Here is a 13,697-nt window from a genome sequence, read left to right on the forward strand (position 1 = left end):
AGCGGCACGCACGCGGCCGGGCTATTCTGTCATTTTCATTCCGACGATTCTTTGAAGGAGATCCTTCTTGCCGTACTTCAGCACATCCGACGGAACCGAGATCTACTACACCGACCAGGGCGAAGGACAGCCGGTCCTCCTCAGCCACGGCTGGCCTCTCTCGTCCGACGCCTGGCAGGTCGAGGTGAAACTGCTCGCGGACAACGGATACCGTGCCATCGCGCACGACCGTCGCGGGCACGGTCGCTCGGCGAAGACCTATACCGGTAACGACATGGACACGTATGCCAGGGACCTGGCCGAACTCGTCGAGTCGCTCGACCTGCAGAACCTCGCCGTGATCGGTCACTCCACGGGCGGCGGCGAGGTGGTGCGCTATGCGGCGCAGCATGGGGTCGGCCGGGTAACCAAGGTGATCACCGCCGGCGCGGTGCCGCCGCTCATGGTGAGGACGGAGAGCAACCCCGACGGCCTTCCGATCGAGGTGTTCGACGGCATCCGTGCGGGTGTCCTGAGCGATTCGTCCCAGTTCTACATCGATCTCACCGGAGCGTTCTTCGGGGCGAACCGGCCCGGAAGCGCCGTTTCTGAGGGTGCCAAGCGCGAATTCTGGCGTCAGGGAATGCTGGTGAACCTCGCCGCGGCATACGACTGCGTCAAGGCCTTCTCGGAAACCGACTTCACCGCGGACCTCACGGCGCTCGAGGTGCCGATCTTCATCGCCCACGGAGACGACGACCAGATCGTTCCCATCAACGACGCAGCACTGAAGTCGATCGATCTGGTCAAGAACGGCACCCTCAAGGTCTATCCCGGCGCGCCGCACGGCATCTATGGCGACTACCAGGCAGAGCTCGACCAGGACATCCTCGCCTTCCTCGCGACCTAGGCCCCGCATGAACGGTGTGACCGGGCCTCAGCCGACGGATAGGCTCGGCTCGTGCCCGTCACCCTCGAACCCCTGTCCCCCAAACGTCTTCCGAAATGGCTGCGCCGCAGCGCGGAGGAGTACGCATCCGATCTGATCAGCCTCGGCCGTTCCCCGTCAGACGCTCATCGGCTCGCCACCCGGAGTCTGGGAAATTCCTTCCCCGGCGGACAACCGGCATCCGGTCAGTACGTGTTCGACGTGCACGACGGCCCTGGCCGCCCGGTCGGCTACCTCTGGATCGGCCGCGCCCAGGGTGAGGACGATTCGGATTGGTGGGTCTGGGACATCTCCATCAATGAGGACGAACGCGGCAAGGGGCTGGGCCGGGAGACCATGTTGCTCGCGGAACACTTCGCGAAGTCCCATGGCGCCCGGACCCTCGGCCTGAGCGTCTTCGGTTTCAATACGGTGGCGCGGCGGCTCTACGAGACGCTGGACTATGAGACGACGTCGATCAAGATGAAGAAGACCCTCGACTGAGTCGCCCACTCACTCCGAGGCACCGGTCTCCCGGGCACCCGTCTCCGGGAGAACCGGCAGGGTGCGCACTCCTTCGAAGTGGCGCGGATCCCCGTCGATCGGATCGGTGAAGCTCACCTCGCGCGCCAGGAGCTGCAGTGGCCGGGAGAAGTCGTCGATGGCGATGTCCTGGACCACAGGGTAGAGCGGGTCGTCGATGATCGGGATACCGAGGCCCAGCATGTGCATCCGCAGCTGGTGGGTGCGTCCCGTGCTCGGCGTCAGCCGGTAGACGGCCGCATCGCCGAGCGAGGTCTCCAGCTCGATCAGCGACTCGGCGTTGACCGGCGCCCCGGGCATGACCTCGGCCTGCCATTGGCCGCGCCGGGTGAGCAGGTGGTTGCGGACGGTGACGGGGAACTCAATCCCCGGTCGGGCCGGGGCCAGGGCACGGTAGGTCTTGTGGACTTCACCGCGCTGGAACATCGACTGGTACGCCCCGCGCCAGCGCCGCTCGGTTGCCAGCACCAGCAGCCCCGATGTCACCCGGTCCAGCCGATGCAGCGGAGAGAGCTCGGGCAGGCCGAGCTCGGCGCGCAGGCGCACCACGACGCTCTGCACGACGTGCCGGCCGCGCGGAATCGTGGAGAGGAACGCGGGTTTGTCGATCACGACGAGCCGTTCGTCGCGGTGGATCACGTGAATGGTCCCCGGCACGACCGCCTCCGCGGCCAGATCACGATGAAACCAGACGAAGGTGTGCGGCCGGTAGGGGTCGCTGGTAGCGACGGGCGTACCCGTTTCGTAGGCGAAGCGCTCCGCGGCCAGGAATCCGGTCACGTCGACGAACCCCGCCAATCGTTCCGTCAGCCAGGCGCCCATGGTCGGCCACGGCCACGGCCGCGATGGGTCGCGCTCCGGGGTGCAGACCCAGGCCGCGTCGAGCCCGTGACGTTGCGGAAGGGGCGAACGCGGGGGCATCCACTGATCGTACCCACCCGATGATCACAGGTCAGGGTCGCAGGGTCAGAACAGCGGCCAGGGGACCGCGGGCATCTGGCCGCGCGGGGCGGGGAACCGACCCGCCGCCCGCAACCGGTCACAGCGGGCGGCCAGGGCCTCGAGCTCGTCCGCGTCGAGCAGTCCCCCGAGGGTGACACCGAGGTCGCCATCGAGCCCCGCGCGCACACGATCGACCCCATCGAGCTCCTCGGCGCTGAGGGCATCGCCCAGCCAGCCCCAGAGCACCGTGCGCAGCTTGTGCTCGACGTGGAACGTCAACCCGTGGTCCACGCCGTGCCGGTGGCCATCCGGCATGGCGAGAATGTGGTTGCCCTTGCGGTCGGCATTGTTGACGACGATGTCGAACACGGCCATCCGGCGCAGTGCGACCGAGTCTTCGTGCACGAGCGTGACTGCCCGGTCCTGCTCGTCGCGGCCGTCGAAGACGCGGCGCCAGCCCGTGCCGGGCCCGACCTCCCAGGGAACCAGGTCGACGGCGTCCTGTTCGGGATCCGCGTCCTGCCACAGCTGCACCATCCCCGGGCCCATCGGACCGTCACGAAGCCAGGTCCGGGGTACGACCTTCCACCCGAAGGCCTCGGAGACCCGGTATGCCGCAACCTCCCGGTTCGCGAGGGTCCCGTCGGGAAAGTCCCAGAGCGGATGCTCGCCGGCGACCGGCTTGTACACCACCGGGACTCCGCCGATGCTGCCGAGGAATGTCGCGTTCGAGGCCGTCGTGATACGGCCCGTGAGTTCGAGCTCACCGCGTTCAAGCCCGCCGGCCTGGAGCTCGCCGGAGCCCGGCGTCATCAGGGCTCGTCGCGCAGCACGCAGTCGTGCCCGTCCGGGTCGATGGGGTCACCGCAGAGAGGGCAGAGGGGGCGCCCGGCGCCGACGACTTCGTGGGTGCGCTTCGCGAAGGCCCTGGCCGTGCCGACCGGAATCCGCAGCAATAGCATCTGCTCGGGGTCGACCGTTGCGGCATCGACGACGGCGAGGGGGTCGTCCCCGAGGCCATCCTCGTCGACCACCACGATCGGGAACGCCTCGATCACGATCTGCACGGTCGAGGGGTCCCAGCCCAGGGTCATGGTTCCGGTGCGGAAATCCTCCTCGACGGGTTGCTCGAGCGGTTCGTTGTCAACGAGCTCCACAGGTGTCGTGGTGGGGACGCTGAAGGGATTTCCCTCAGTGGACATCAGCTGATCAAGGATCTCGTCGATGCTGTCGGCGAGGAGCGCCGACTGCTGCTTCTCCATGGCGATGCTGACGATCTGGGTTCCGCTGCGCACCTGCAGATAGAACGTGCGCGACCCCGGCCGGCCGACGGTACCGACGACGACCCGGTCCGGCCAGTCGAACTCATGCAGGATTGTAGGCATGGGGATATTTTAGGCTCCGGTTTGCCGCGGCCGCTGAGTGCCTGCCCCACCGCCGACCGGCGCATCGGCCACCGGGCCGACCGCCGCCAGCCAGGACAGGTCGCCTGCGTCGGTGTTGATGGCATGGACACTCGGGCGATGGGGCCCGTAGCGCACGATCGAGACGGATGCCGGTCCGACGTTGATCCGCTGGAACAGGTCCAGGTGCATCCCAAGTGCGTCGGCGAGGACGGACTTGATGATGTCGCCGTGGCTCACCGCGACCCACACCGCGCCGGGACCATGCTCGTCTTCGAAGATCGCATCATGGCGGCGGATGGCCGCGACCGCCCGCGCCTGCATGGCGGCCATCGATTCGCCGCCGGGAAAGACGACCGCAGAGGGGTGCGCCTGCACCACCGTCCACAGGGGCTCCTGGGAGAGGTCGATCAGGGTTCGGCCCTGCCAGTCGCCGTAGTCGCACTCGGTGATGTCCTCGTCCACGGGAGTCGCGGGGGCTCCGCCCTGGAGGTCGAGGATCAGCTGGGAGGTTTCCCGGCAACGCTGCAGCGGGCTCGAAACCACGCCGGCCAGAGGCACGACGGAGAGCCGCTCGCCGGCGCTCGCGGCCTGGGTGCGCCCGATCGCGTCGAGGCCGACCCCGAGAGATCGCCCTGCCAGGAGTCCGTCGGCATTCGCGGTGGTGCGGCCGTGCCGCACGAGGATGACTGTGGCCATGCGTACAGCCTAGGGAGTCGGCGACCAGTGTCGCCGAACCCATCGGGCGCCGATGCGTGCGAAGTGCCCTCCCCGCGGTGATGCGAGGATGAGTTGCCGGCTGACTCTCGGCCTGTCGCCGACTCTGCTCAGCTCAGCCGGGCCAGCGCCAGCCGGAACGCGTCGATCGCGTGAGCGTTGAACAGCACGAACGTGACGACATCCACGGCCGTGGAGCTCGCGGCGACCGTCTCGACGGCGATACGCGCCGCGTCGTCCATCGGCCACCCGTAGACGCCGGCGCTCACCGCAGGAAAGGTCACGCGGCGGGCACCGAGTTCGTCGGCGACCCGCAGCGACTCGACGTAGCAGGAGGCGAGCAGGTCCGATTGATCGAGGGTCTTCGCCCATATCGGGCCGACGGTGTGGATGACCCACCGGGCGGGGAGGAGCCCCGCCGTAGTCGCGACGGCGGCACCGGTCGGCAGCCCGTCCGGCAGCGTCGTGGCACGCAACCGGCGACATTCCGCGAGGATGCTCGGGCCTCCGGCCCGGTGAATCGCACCGTCCACTCCCCCGCCCCCGAGCAGCGTGTGATTCGCTGCGTTGACGATCGCGTCCGCGGGCAGCGCCGTGATGTCGCCTCGGACCAGCTCGATGAGTGCCATGATCCGACGTTACCAACCTCGTGCACGGGAGACGCACGAGGCTGATACGGCTGGAGCTAGGCCAGCGTCGGCTGCAACAGCCCCTCGAGGCGCTGGTAGCTGGTCTCCATTCCGCCGGTCATGCCGGTGGCCAGAACCGCGTCACGCTGCTCTGCATCGGCGTAGGTGATGACGAGTGAGAGCAGGGTTCCGCCCTCGACTTCCGTGAGGGTCAGCTCGTTGAGCGTTGCCGGGAAGTCCATCCCGATCATCGCCTCGGTCGTGACCGCGCGGTGCGGTTCGATCGATTCGAGGAGCTCACCGGTGAAGCCGAATCGCTCCTCGCCGCCGTCCCGCTGCCACTCGTAGCGGTAGCTGTCACCGACGGCTGTTGCGATCTCACAGACGGGCATCGACCAACCGTCCGGTCCCAGGAGCCACCGCTTCATGAGGGCGGCATCGTTGTGGGCCCGCCACACCTGGTCGACGGTGCCGCGGATCACCCGTGCCACTCGCACCTGGGTGTCGCTGAGGATCTGCGCCTCCGCCAGGTGGTCGGCGGCGAATGACGCCAGATCGGCCAGCACCTGGTCGATCTGGGACATCGCCTGGCGGGTGCCTTCGAGCATTCCCATCTCGATGAGCTGCTGCATCTGGTCGAGGGAACCGAAGTACGACGTCGTCTTCAGGCGGCTGCCGCCGGTCGTCTCCTCGAAAGCGAAGTCCATTCGGGTGGTGGGGAGGTCGGCGTTGGGCACGCCCGCCGCGTCCGAGAAGCTGTCAAGCACTTCAAACGCGTGGGGAGCGTCGGTCGAGGTCCAGTCCCAGCAGCCGTAGTGCGTATCGCCCTCCGGTCCGGTCATCGCATACACGCTGCGTCCCCCGGTCAGAGCGTCGTGCCGGTAGAACGTGGCCGGATAGGTCGGCGGGCCCCAGAACCTTTCGATCTGGCGCGGATCCGTGTACGCATCCCAGAGCCGGCGGAGCGGTACCGGGAAGTCGGCGACGATCGTGATCGTGAGCTGGTCGAGGTCTTTCTCGACGGAGGTGACGGGCATGATGATCCTTTCGGTTAGGTGCCAGGTGTAGCCGGAGAGTCTTCCGCGAGCAGGCTGTCGAGGCGGTCGATGCGCGAATGCCAGAGCTCCTCGAAGTGGTCGAGCAGGCGCTGGGCCTGGCGGATGCGATCAAGGTTTCCCCGTACCATCCGCTCACGGCCACGTGCTTCCTTCGTCACCAGACTCGCCTCCTCCAACACGGCAATGTGTTTCTGCACGGCCGCGAAGGACATCTCGTAGGAGTCCGCCAACTGCGACACCGAGATGTCGGTGACCAGCGTGCGGCGCACGATATCTCGCCTCGTAGCGTCTGCGAGGGCGCGGAAGAGGCGGTTCACGTCCTGTTCGGAAAGCTCTGATACAACCATTTGATTGTATGTTACCCAGCCACAACGAATCGCGCAAGCGATTCCCGCGCTCGTCTTGACCGGTTTCGGAAACCCGGCCGTACCGCTCCAATTCGAATTCGCCGGCAGTCAGGAACCGCACCTGAACCGGGCCTGGTTGGAGCAATTGGTCGGACTGTCCAACACGCCGGCCGGCCTGCGCATAGTCGCAGAACCGGCTGCGGCCGCTGCTCCTAGTGACGCCGAGTCGAGGCAGTTACATCAGCGACACCCGGAGCGACTCGACGTAACATGACGCGAGCGGCTCCGGGTGGTCGATCGCCTCACTGGCCGGGCGGGTCGGTCACCCGGATCAGCGGTTGCTTCCCCTGACGGCGCGAAGGACCCACCCGATGATCGCGATAATCAGGAGGACAGCGCCAACCCAGAGCAGGAACTGGAGGGCTTGAACGAAACCACCCACCACCAGCAAGACAACCGCGATGATGGCGACGATGACGAAGAGATTCATGTGTTGCTCCCTTGACTTGCGAGAAAAACGGAGCTGCCGGGGTCTTGGGCAACCAGCGAAGTGTGTATGTGTGATGCGGCACACGATGCCATGATCCAGCCTACGCGCGGGCATCGACGTCGCAGGAGCGGAGTCCCTCCGTTCGTCCGACCACCGCAGCCACCGCGCACACACCGTGACGGCTCTGAACGGTAGCCAACCACAGTCGATTCAACGAGACTGGGGGTAAGCCCCCGAGAAAAAGGAACCTCCACCATGACTCGCAGCGACATCGGCCCCCACCCGGACTCTTTCGACCTGGAAACCGCCACCACCGAGAACACGAACTATCGAACCGTGGCCTGGAGCGGCAAGTATTTGCAGGTCACCCTGATGTGCATCCCTGCCGGAGAATCCATCGGACTTGAAATGCACCCCGACACCGATCAGTTCCTGCGCCTCGATGCGGGCGCCGGGAGGGCACAGATGGGGCCGGAGAAAGACAACCTCGTTTTCGAGCAGGACGTTTCTGACGGGTGGTGCATCCTCGTCCCCGCGGGCACCTGGCACAACGTCACCAATATCGGTGACGGACCAATGAACCTCTACGTCATCTACGCACCGGTCCACCACGCCGCCGGGAATATCCACAAAACGGCCGCCGACGCCGCGGTCGACGAAAGAGCCGGAACGGACACACCGCCCGCCTGGACACAGCAACCCGCCTCGTCCCGACCCGACGAGGAAGCAAGCTCCTCGTAGCTCCCCTGAGCCCTGAGGCGGCGTCCTTCAGCGCCAGAACTCGGTAAGCCGCTCCGCACGGACACGGCCTTGGTCGAATCCGGCCTGGGCGGCGGACGGGCGCAACGAGACGTCCATGGCCCTGGCGCCGAACAGGTGTTCGGCGCTGCTCTCGGGGAAGATCGTTTCGACGCGGCTGCCGCCTGCGCGCAGCGCGTCGACCTGGGTTGCAAGATGCAGGCCCCACGCCACCGGCGTCAGTGCCCGGCCGCCGAACGGTGACAGCACCAGCACTCGCTCGTACCCGGCAGCCAGATCGGCGTTCTCGGCGTTGGACCGGTAACCGCCGTCGATATATCGGCTGCCGCCGATACCGTAGGCGAAGCCACTGGCACAGCTGGCGGCCACGGCGTCCACCAGATCGACCCCGCTGTGCCGGTCGAACACCACCGGCGCACCCGTATCCGCATTGACCGCGGTGATCTGCACCCTTCGTTCGGGCCAGTCGTGGCTGGGCAGGCGCGAGGCCACGGTGGAGCGCCACCGGGCCTGCACCGCCGGGTCTGATGCTGCGGCCAGGTCGAGCGCAACGGCACCCATTCTGCGACGCATGTCGGCCGCGTCCTCGGCGGCGGCGATGATGCGGCGAGTACGTTCCAGGTGATCGGTCACCGGGGCGGCCTCAGCGCGATGGCCGTCCGAACCGGCCGCGGCGGTGCGCTGCGCAGACACGGGCACGGCGACCAGAGTGGGCGCCAGGAGGTCAGCGGGACTCGCGCCCGCGAGCTGAGCCGCAGCTGTCGCTCCGGCCGAGGTCCCGATGATGAGATCGGCGTCGGTCACGTCGAGACCGGCCTCGTACAGGCCGGCGATGACCCCGATCAGCCATGCGTTACCCGTCGATCCGCCGCCACCGAGGACCAGGGCTGTGCGGGAAGGGTGCGGGGAGACGTCGCCTGAGATCGGCTCCGCATTGTGCAAACGGTATTGATTCATAGTCGTAGCTTTCTGAGAGGGCGTCAAGCGCTCCCCGCGACGGCTACGTCTGTCGCGCGATCGTGAACTCGATAGGAGCGCCCAGAGTGGACAGTGTGTGCATCGGGCTCACCTCCTCAGATCGTGTCACGTTCAGGAGAACTCTACCCGTTCGGGGTCGGAGAGCCAACCGATGAGACTTCTTTAAGATCATGCGGCGCCGATCCTGTCGCATCGGGCCCGCCGCGTGCGCCTGAGAACCCGACGCTCAGCGTCGAACGCTGTATCGGTGCTCGGGGCGACCGGTCGAACCGTAGCGGAGGGTCACGTCGACGTCACCGCGGGTTGCCAGGGCGGCAAGGTGCCGCTGCGCCGTCGCGCGGGACAGACCGGCGCGGCCGGCAATCAGGCTTGCGGATGATTCGCCGTCCTGGAGCAGTTCGATGAGCAACTTCTCGGTCGTGGACCGCGACACCGACGCGACTCCACCGTCCCGGCCGTGCAGCACCCGCTGGGCCCTTTCGATGGCATCCTGGTCGAGTTGGCGGTCCTCGGCGACCAGGGTGCGGAACCGACGATATGCCCCCAGCCGTTCGCTCAATCGCGCGGGTTCGAACGGCTTGATGAGGTAGTCCAGCGCGCCGGCGCGGAGGGCGCGGCGCACGGTGGCGCCATCCGACGCCGCACTGATCATGAACGCGTCAACGTCGATCTCTGCGACGAAGGCGATCCCGTCGCCATCGGGAAGGTAGACGTCGCAGATGACGAGGTCGGGCGACAAATCCCGCACCGCTGCGCGCGCGGCCCGCACTCCCCGAACTGGCTCAAGGGCGGTGTAGCCGGCACACGCATCGACGATATCGCGATGAAGGCCGCCGACATGGAAGTCGTCATCGACGACGAGCACGGAAATCGTATCGGTCATTGTTCTTCTCCTTGTGCTGGGCGGGCCGGCGCCCCCATAACCCCGGGCAGGCGGGCGCAGAACACCGCACCGTTTCCATCCCGGCCTCCGGCGTCGGCCAGCCACACCTCTCCGCCGAGGCGCGCCGCGATCTCGCTCACGAGCGGAAGGCCGATGCCCCGCCCATGCACCTCGCCCGGATCCAGGTCCGTGCTCCGCACATCACTGAACACGCGTGCCCCGTTGGGCACGCCCTGCCCGGAGTCGGCCACGGTCATGACGAGCGTGTCACCGTCGTCGAGCAGTTCCACCTCCACCCAACCAGGCTGCCGACCGCACACAGCTGCACTCACCGCGTTCTCAATGAGGTTGGCGAGCACGGTGGCCACATCCGCGGGCGCAGAGACGACCCCGCGCACGAGTGAGTCCAGACCCACCGACAAGCGGACTCCGCGCTCACCGGCCTGCGCGCCCTTAGCTTCCACCAGCGACACCAGGAATGGCTCGGTCAGGTGCTCGCCGGCGAACGGACCGCCGGGGGTGCGTGACGCCTGCAGCACGTCGTCGAGGTAGCCCCGCGCGTCGGACACGCGGCCCGCATCCATCAGACCGGCCGTCACGTGCAGGCGGTTTGCGAACTCGTGGCGCTGCACCCGAAGTGCTTCGGTCATCGACGCCACGGTTTCCAGGCGGTCCGTGAGACTCACGATGTCGGTGCGGTCGCGGATCACCGCGATCAGGCCCAGGTCCCGATTCGCCCGCGACACCACGTGAGTGTCGATGTAGACGACATGGTTGGCGAGTACGACCGGATCGGCGGCATCCGTTCCCCGCCTTCCCTGAGACGGCGTCTTCGGCTCACCAGCCAGGGCTGCGACCACCGGCCCCGGCAATTCGAGGTCGCGGATGCGGCGTCCGACCAGGTCCCAGATGCGGGCTGTTCGATCCCCTCATCCGGTTCATCACCCGCTTCCTCGGCAACGACCCGGCCAAGGTCGTCCTCGGCACGGCGATCCTAGCCGGCGCGGTGTCGCTCGACGGCGACGGGTCCACGACCTTCATCATCACGACCTCAGCGATGCTGCCGATCTACCTGCGTCTGGGCATGAGTCCGGTCGTGCTCACCTGCGTTGCAGGCCTGATGAACGGCACGCTCAACATCGTGCCGTGGGGTGGCCCCACCGTGCGGGCGGCATCGGCGCTCGGCGTGTCGCCGACGGACATCTTCGTGCCGATGCTGCCGTCTCTTGCGACGGGAGTCATCATTGCACTGGCGTTCGCCTGGTTCCTCGGGCTTGGCGAACGCAAGCGCATCGGGTCGCTCGAGTACTCACAGGCTGCGCAGGCGAATGCCGCACCGGTGGCGTCGCCCGGCTTCTGGCGCGGCTTCTTCGGCGGCAACCGCGTCGTGCGCGGCACGGAGGTCAGTCCGGGTGCAGCGGCAACCCTGTCGACGACCGGCATCGTGACGGTGCGGCCGGGCCAGCGTGGGCCGGTGGGTCGCACGGCCCTGGCCGAACAGAAGGTGCTCGACGCCGAAGATCACGACACGATGATGGCCGACACGATGATGCGGGCGGATCGGCCGACGCTGCGGCCCAAACTCATTTGGGTGAACCTCGCGCTCACCGTCGCCGTCATGGTGCTGCTCGTGCTCGATGTCATGCCCTTGGCCTATATCTTCATGGTGGGCACCGGGGTGGCGCTCGTGATCAACTTTCCGACGCTCCGTAGCCAGGCCGACGAGATCGTCGCGCACGCCCCCAGCATCGTCGGCGTCGTCTCGATGGTGCTCGCCGCGGGCGTCCTGGTCGGAGTGCTGAACGGTACTGGGATGGTCACGGCCATGGCTGACTGGGTCGTCCAGGTCGTGCCGGCATCGATGGGTGAGTACCTCGCGGTCATCACCGGAGTTCTCTCCATTCCGATGACCTTCTTCATGTCCAACGACGCGTTCTACTTCGGAATTCTTCCCGTTCTCGCCGAGAGCGCAGCAACCTACGTGATCTCCCCGGTCGAGATGGCCCGCGCCTCGATCATCGGTCAGCCCGTTCACCTGCAGAGCCCGCTGGTACCGGCCATTCTTCTGCTCGTCTCTCTTGCAGGCGTCAACCTCGGCGACCACCACAGGAAAGTGCTCTGGCGGGCCTGCGTGATCTCGCTTGTCATGCTGGTCGTCGGAGTGCTTGTCGGCGCCGTCCCGTTCGGCTGAACGCTGGGGCATCCCCGGGCCTGAGCTCCTCCCTGAGCCACCTCGGCCCCCTGCCCGGCAAGGCTCTCTTACTTCCGTGACCGGGTGGGTGCCCGTCGGGAGCGAAACTTCAGAGGACCTTCGCGCCCAAGTCGATGTCGAAGCCGGCGCCGTCGGCTGCCAGGCCCACCAGGAGGATGCCTGCCCATTCAAGAGCGTGCGCCATCTCGAGCGCTCCTGCGTCGAGGGGACGCATGCCCAAGCTCTCCAGAAACGCCCTGACCTGCGCCTTCGCCTCGGCGCTGTCGCCCGCGAAGAACGCATCGAGGGGCGGCGTTCGGCCGGACGACTGTCGGCGGGTCGTGCGAGGCTGCCTCTATGAAGATCGTATTGATACCTCCACTGCTGTGTTCACCACTCGCCTATGCACCGGTGATCGACACGGTCTGGAGGCATGGCCAGGTCACCCTGGCGGACACCCGCCGCGACGACACGATCGCAGCGATGGCCGAACGGATCCTGAAGGAGAACGTCGGCGAGATCGCTGTTCTCGGCACCAGCATGGGAGGCTATGTCGCCCTCGAAGTATTCCGGCAGGCCTCCGATCGTGTCGCCGGGCTCGCCCTCGTGAGCACCTCCGCGCGAGCGGACAGCCTCGAGCAGGTGCAGGCACGTGAACGCCAATCCGCACTCGTCGAGGACGGGCAGTTCGATGCTCTCGTTGACGCCGCTTTTGCCGGCGTCGTCGCAGCGGGCCGTGAGTCCGACCAGACTTTGCTGGCCGCCTGGCGCGCCATGGCCTCGCCTGTCGGCGCGGATGCCTTTCTCCGCCAACAGCGGGCAGTTATCCAGCGCGCCGATCTGCGTTCACTTCTGCCGTCGATCGAGTGTCCGACGGCGATCATCCATGGCGCCGCGGACCGTCTCATCCCCATCGACGCCGCCGAAGAAACAGCAGCCGCCCTGCCGGCGGCGTCGTTCACCGTCATCGAAGATGCCGGCCATTTTCTCATGCAGGAGCAGCCGGACGCTGCACGCGCTGCCATCGACGACTGGCTTATGTCCCTCGGGTGAATGCCCGGGAGTCATCGGAACCGCTCCCTGCTTCAGTCTGCTCGGCGTGTCGGTGTCGCCGCTGACGCGGCCGCCCAGATCAACGAGTGTGCGTGCTGACGTACGTCTCGAGGTTCATCGGAGCCGTGCCGGTGATCTGCTCGACGCTGTCGCTGACCGGGGCCATGATGCCGCTTGCGATCGCGGTGTAGGTGCTGACCCAGGCATCCACTTGCCAGTCGGGGGCCCCGTAGCAGGCGCGGGACCGGTAGGCCTCCTCGATGCTCTCGTCATGAAAAGTGATGTCCTGGCCGCGGATGCGGCTGATGGTGGCCGCGACCTCGGTCAGGGTGAGCGCCTCCGGGCCGGTGATTTCGTAGGGACGTGCGGCGTGCGGGGCCGGGTCGACCAGTGCCGCCACTGCCGTGCGGGCGACGTCCGCGCGGGACACGAACGACGCACCTGAACGGGTGCACGGTGCTGTTCGGAAGCCGGGGTGCTTTGGCCGGCGTGCGCACCAGCAGGCGTTGAGTGGAGCCCCGGTCGGCGAGGTCGCGGGCGACCAGACCACCGACGCCGCCGGTTGCACCGGTGGTGGCGATGGTGTGTGCAGGGGTCATGGTTCGCTCCGTTCAGCTACTGCAGTGTGTGCTTCGGATCCCCAAGGGCGTGAACAACGTAGACGAGGGAGCCTAGACCCGATATCCCAGGCCGGGACGGTTCGCCATCGTGGCTGGATCCATTCTGCACGCGGTCCGGGGCCGTGCTCATCAGTGCTCCCCGCAGGTCTCCCGGCGCGCGGGAGCTGAATTCGCGTG

17 protein-coding genes and 1 pseudogene are annotated in these 13,697 nt (G+C 67.1%); 5 read left to right on the top strand and 13 right to left on the bottom strand.

Annotation, left to right across the window (positions count from 1 at the left end; all coding sequences use genetic code 11):
* Nucleotides 1-67: 67 nt before the first annotated feature.
* Nucleotides 68-889, top strand: coding sequence for an alpha/beta hydrolase (locus tag RCH22_RS09245; RefSeq protein ID WP_327013725.1), 822 nt, complete (start codon nt 68-70; stop codon nt 887-889).
* Between the two features lie 51 nt (nt 890-940).
* Entirely contained in the window at nt 941-1,411 is a 471-nt protein-coding gene (locus RCH22_RS09250; protein ID WP_327013726.1) for a GNAT family N-acetyltransferase, read from the top strand.
* 9 nt (nt 1,412-1,420) lie between these two features.
* On the opposite strand, the gene RCH22_RS09255 is transcribed toward RCH22_RS09250, so the two are convergent.
* The 8 genes from RCH22_RS09255 to RCH22_RS09290 all read right to left on the bottom strand — a co-directional run bounded on the left by RCH22_RS09255 (nt 1,421) and on the right by RCH22_RS09290 (nt 7,036).
* Nucleotides 1,421-2,371 carry a pseudouridine synthase gene (locus tag RCH22_RS09255; RefSeq protein WP_327013727.1) on the bottom strand — a complete coding sequence of 317 codons (951 nt, stop codon included), beginning with the start codon at nt 2,369-2,371 and terminating at the stop codon, nt 1,421-1,423.
* Nucleotides 2,372-2,416: 45 nt separating this feature from the next.
* Nucleotides 2,417-3,205, bottom strand: coding sequence for an SCO1664 family protein (locus RCH22_RS09260; RefSeq protein ID WP_327013728.1), 789 nt, complete (start codon nt 3,203-3,205; stop codon nt 2,417-2,419).
* Entirely contained in the window at nt 3,205-3,777 is a 573-nt protein-coding gene (locus RCH22_RS09265) for a DUF3090 domain-containing protein (protein ID WP_327013729.1), read from the bottom strand. Before RCH22_RS09265 ends, RCH22_RS09260 begins: the two co-directional genes overlap by 1 nt.
* 9 nt (nt 3,778-3,786) lie before the next feature.
* Nucleotides 3,787-4,494 carry an MSMEG_4193 family putative phosphomutase gene (locus RCH22_RS09270; RefSeq protein ID WP_327013730.1) on the bottom strand — a complete coding sequence of 236 codons (708 nt, stop codon included), beginning with the start codon at nt 4,492-4,494 and terminating at the stop codon, nt 3,787-3,789.
* 128 nt (nt 4,495-4,622) lie between these two features.
* On the bottom strand, nt 4,623-5,141 hold the full coding sequence (locus tag RCH22_RS09275) for an O-acetyl-ADP-ribose deacetylase (RefSeq protein ID WP_327013731.1): 519 nt from the start codon (nt 5,139-5,141) through the stop codon (nt 4,623-4,625).
* Nucleotides 5,142-5,197: 56 nt separating this feature from the next.
* Complete coding sequence (locus RCH22_RS09280) at nt 5,198-6,178, bottom strand: SRPBCC family protein (protein ID WP_327013732.1); 981 nt, start codon at nt 6,176-6,178, stop codon at nt 5,198-5,200.
* Between the two features lie 14 nt (nt 6,179-6,192).
* Nucleotides 6,193-6,546, bottom strand: a complete 354-nt coding sequence (locus RCH22_RS09285; RefSeq protein ID WP_327013733.1) for a metalloregulator ArsR/SmtB family transcription factor — start codon at nt 6,544-6,546, stop codon at nt 6,193-6,195.
* Nucleotides 6,547-6,877: 331 nt separating this feature from the next.
* Nucleotides 6,878-7,036 carry a hypothetical protein gene (locus RCH22_RS09290; RefSeq protein WP_166787437.1) on the bottom strand — a complete coding sequence of 53 codons (159 nt, stop codon included), beginning with the start codon at nt 7,034-7,036 and terminating at the stop codon, nt 6,878-6,880.
* A gap of 255 nt (nt 7,037-7,291) precedes the next feature.
* Between RCH22_RS09290 and RCH22_RS09295 the strand changes: the two genes are divergently transcribed.
* Nucleotides 7,292-7,777 carry a cupin domain-containing protein gene (locus tag RCH22_RS09295; protein WP_327013734.1) on the top strand — a complete coding sequence of 162 codons (486 nt, stop codon included), beginning with the start codon at nt 7,292-7,294 and terminating at the stop codon, nt 7,775-7,777.
* Nucleotides 7,778-7,804: 27 nt separating this feature from the next.
* Here the strand turns inward: RCH22_RS09295 and RCH22_RS09300 are convergent, their stop codons facing one another.
* The 3 genes from RCH22_RS09300 to RCH22_RS09310 all read right to left on the bottom strand — a co-directional run bounded on the left by RCH22_RS09300 (nt 7,805) and on the right by RCH22_RS09310 (nt 10,516).
* Nucleotides 7,805-8,752, bottom strand: a complete 948-nt coding sequence (locus tag RCH22_RS09300) for a patatin-like phospholipase family protein (RefSeq protein WP_327013735.1) — start codon at nt 8,750-8,752, stop codon at nt 7,805-7,807.
* Between the two features lie 247 nt (nt 8,753-8,999).
* Nucleotides 9,000-9,656, bottom strand: coding sequence for a response regulator (locus RCH22_RS09305; protein WP_327013736.1), 657 nt, complete (start codon nt 9,654-9,656; stop codon nt 9,000-9,002).
* Complete coding sequence (locus RCH22_RS09310; protein ID WP_327013737.1) at nt 9,653-10,516, bottom strand: ATP-binding protein; 864 nt, start codon at nt 10,514-10,516, stop codon at nt 9,653-9,655. Before RCH22_RS09310 ends, RCH22_RS09305 begins: the two co-directional genes overlap by 4 nt.
* Nucleotides 10,517-10,569: 53 nt before the next feature.
* Here RCH22_RS09310 and RCH22_RS09315 point away from each other — a divergent pair.
* Nucleotides 10,570-11,847 (top strand): annotated as a pseudogene (locus tag RCH22_RS09315) (CitMHS family transporter); the annotation flags it as partial.
* Nucleotides 11,848-11,956: 109 nt separating this feature from the next.
* On the opposite strand, the gene RCH22_RS09320 reads toward RCH22_RS09315, so the two are convergent.
* Nucleotides 11,957-12,082, bottom strand: coding sequence for a hypothetical protein (locus RCH22_RS09320; protein ID WP_327013738.1), 126 nt, complete (start codon nt 12,080-12,082; stop codon nt 11,957-11,959).
* Between the two features lie 122 nt (nt 12,083-12,204).
* On the opposite strand from RCH22_RS09320, the gene RCH22_RS09325 reads away from it, so the two are divergent.
* Nucleotides 12,205-12,900 (top strand): alpha/beta hydrolase, encoded by a 696-nt coding sequence (locus RCH22_RS09325; RefSeq protein ID WP_327013739.1) that lies wholly within the window; start codon nt 12,205-12,207, stop codon nt 12,898-12,900.
* 79 nt (nt 12,901-12,979) lie between these two features.
* Here the strand turns inward: RCH22_RS09325 and RCH22_RS09330 are convergent, their stop codons facing one another.
* Nucleotides 12,980-13,330, bottom strand: a complete 351-nt coding sequence (locus RCH22_RS09330; protein ID WP_327013740.1) for a hypothetical protein — start codon at nt 13,328-13,330, stop codon at nt 12,980-12,982.
* Between the last annotated feature and the right edge of the window lie 367 nt (nt 13,331-13,697).

Origin of the sequence: Cryobacterium sp. GrIS_2_6, assembly GCF_035984545.1 — a bacterium.
In the GTDB taxonomy this organism is placed as follows: Bacteria; Actinomycetota; Actinomycetes; order Actinomycetales; family Microbacteriaceae; genus Cryobacterium.

What these genes read in the sequence shown, in the direction of transcription:
- RCH22_RS09290 (WP_166787437.1), bottom strand. Translation starts at nt 7,036, where the DNA reads ATGAATCTCTTCGTCATCGTCGCCATCATCGCGGTTGTCTTGCTGGTG.
- RCH22_RS09300 (WP_327013735.1), bottom strand. Translation starts at nt 8,752, where the DNA reads ATGAATCAATACCGTTTGCACAATGCGGAGCCGATCTCAGGCGACGTC.
- RCH22_RS09325 (WP_327013739.1), top strand. Translation starts at nt 12,205, where the DNA reads ATGAAGATCGTATTGATACCTCCACTGCTGTGTTCACCACTCGCCTAT.
- RCH22_RS09260 (WP_327013728.1), bottom strand. Translation starts at nt 3,205, where the DNA reads ATGACGCCGGGCTCCGGCGAGCTCCAGGCCGGCGGGCTTGAACGCGGT.
- RCH22_RS09265 (WP_327013729.1), bottom strand. Translation starts at nt 3,777, where the DNA reads ATGCCTACAATCCTGCATGAGTTCGACTGGCCGGACCGGGTCGTCGTC.
- RCH22_RS09320 (WP_327013738.1), bottom strand. Translation starts at nt 12,082, where the DNA reads ATGCGTCCCCTCGACGCAGGAGCGCTCGAGATGGCGCACGCTCTTGAA.
- RCH22_RS09285 (WP_327013733.1), bottom strand. Translation starts at nt 6,546, where the DNA reads ATGGTTGTATCAGAGCTTTCCGAACAGGACGTGAACCGCCTCTTCCGC.
- RCH22_RS09270 (WP_327013730.1), bottom strand. Translation starts at nt 4,494, where the DNA reads ATGGCCACAGTCATCCTCGTGCGGCACGGCCGCACCACCGCGAATGCC.
- RCH22_RS09275 (WP_327013731.1), bottom strand. Translation starts at nt 5,141, where the DNA reads ATGGCACTCATCGAGCTGGTCCGAGGCGACATCACGGCGCTGCCCGCG.
- RCH22_RS09280 (WP_327013732.1), bottom strand. Translation starts at nt 6,178, where the DNA reads ATGCCCGTCACCTCCGTCGAGAAAGACCTCGACCAGCTCACGATCACG.
- RCH22_RS09295 (WP_327013734.1), top strand. Translation starts at nt 7,292, where the DNA reads ATGACTCGCAGCGACATCGGCCCCCACCCGGACTCTTTCGACCTGGAA.
- RCH22_RS09255 (WP_327013727.1), bottom strand. Translation starts at nt 2,371, where the DNA reads ATGCCCCCGCGTTCGCCCCTTCCGCAACGTCACGGGCTCGACGCGGCC.
- RCH22_RS09305 (WP_327013736.1), bottom strand. Translation starts at nt 9,656, where the DNA reads ATGACCGATACGATTTCCGTGCTCGTCGTCGATGACGACTTCCATGTC.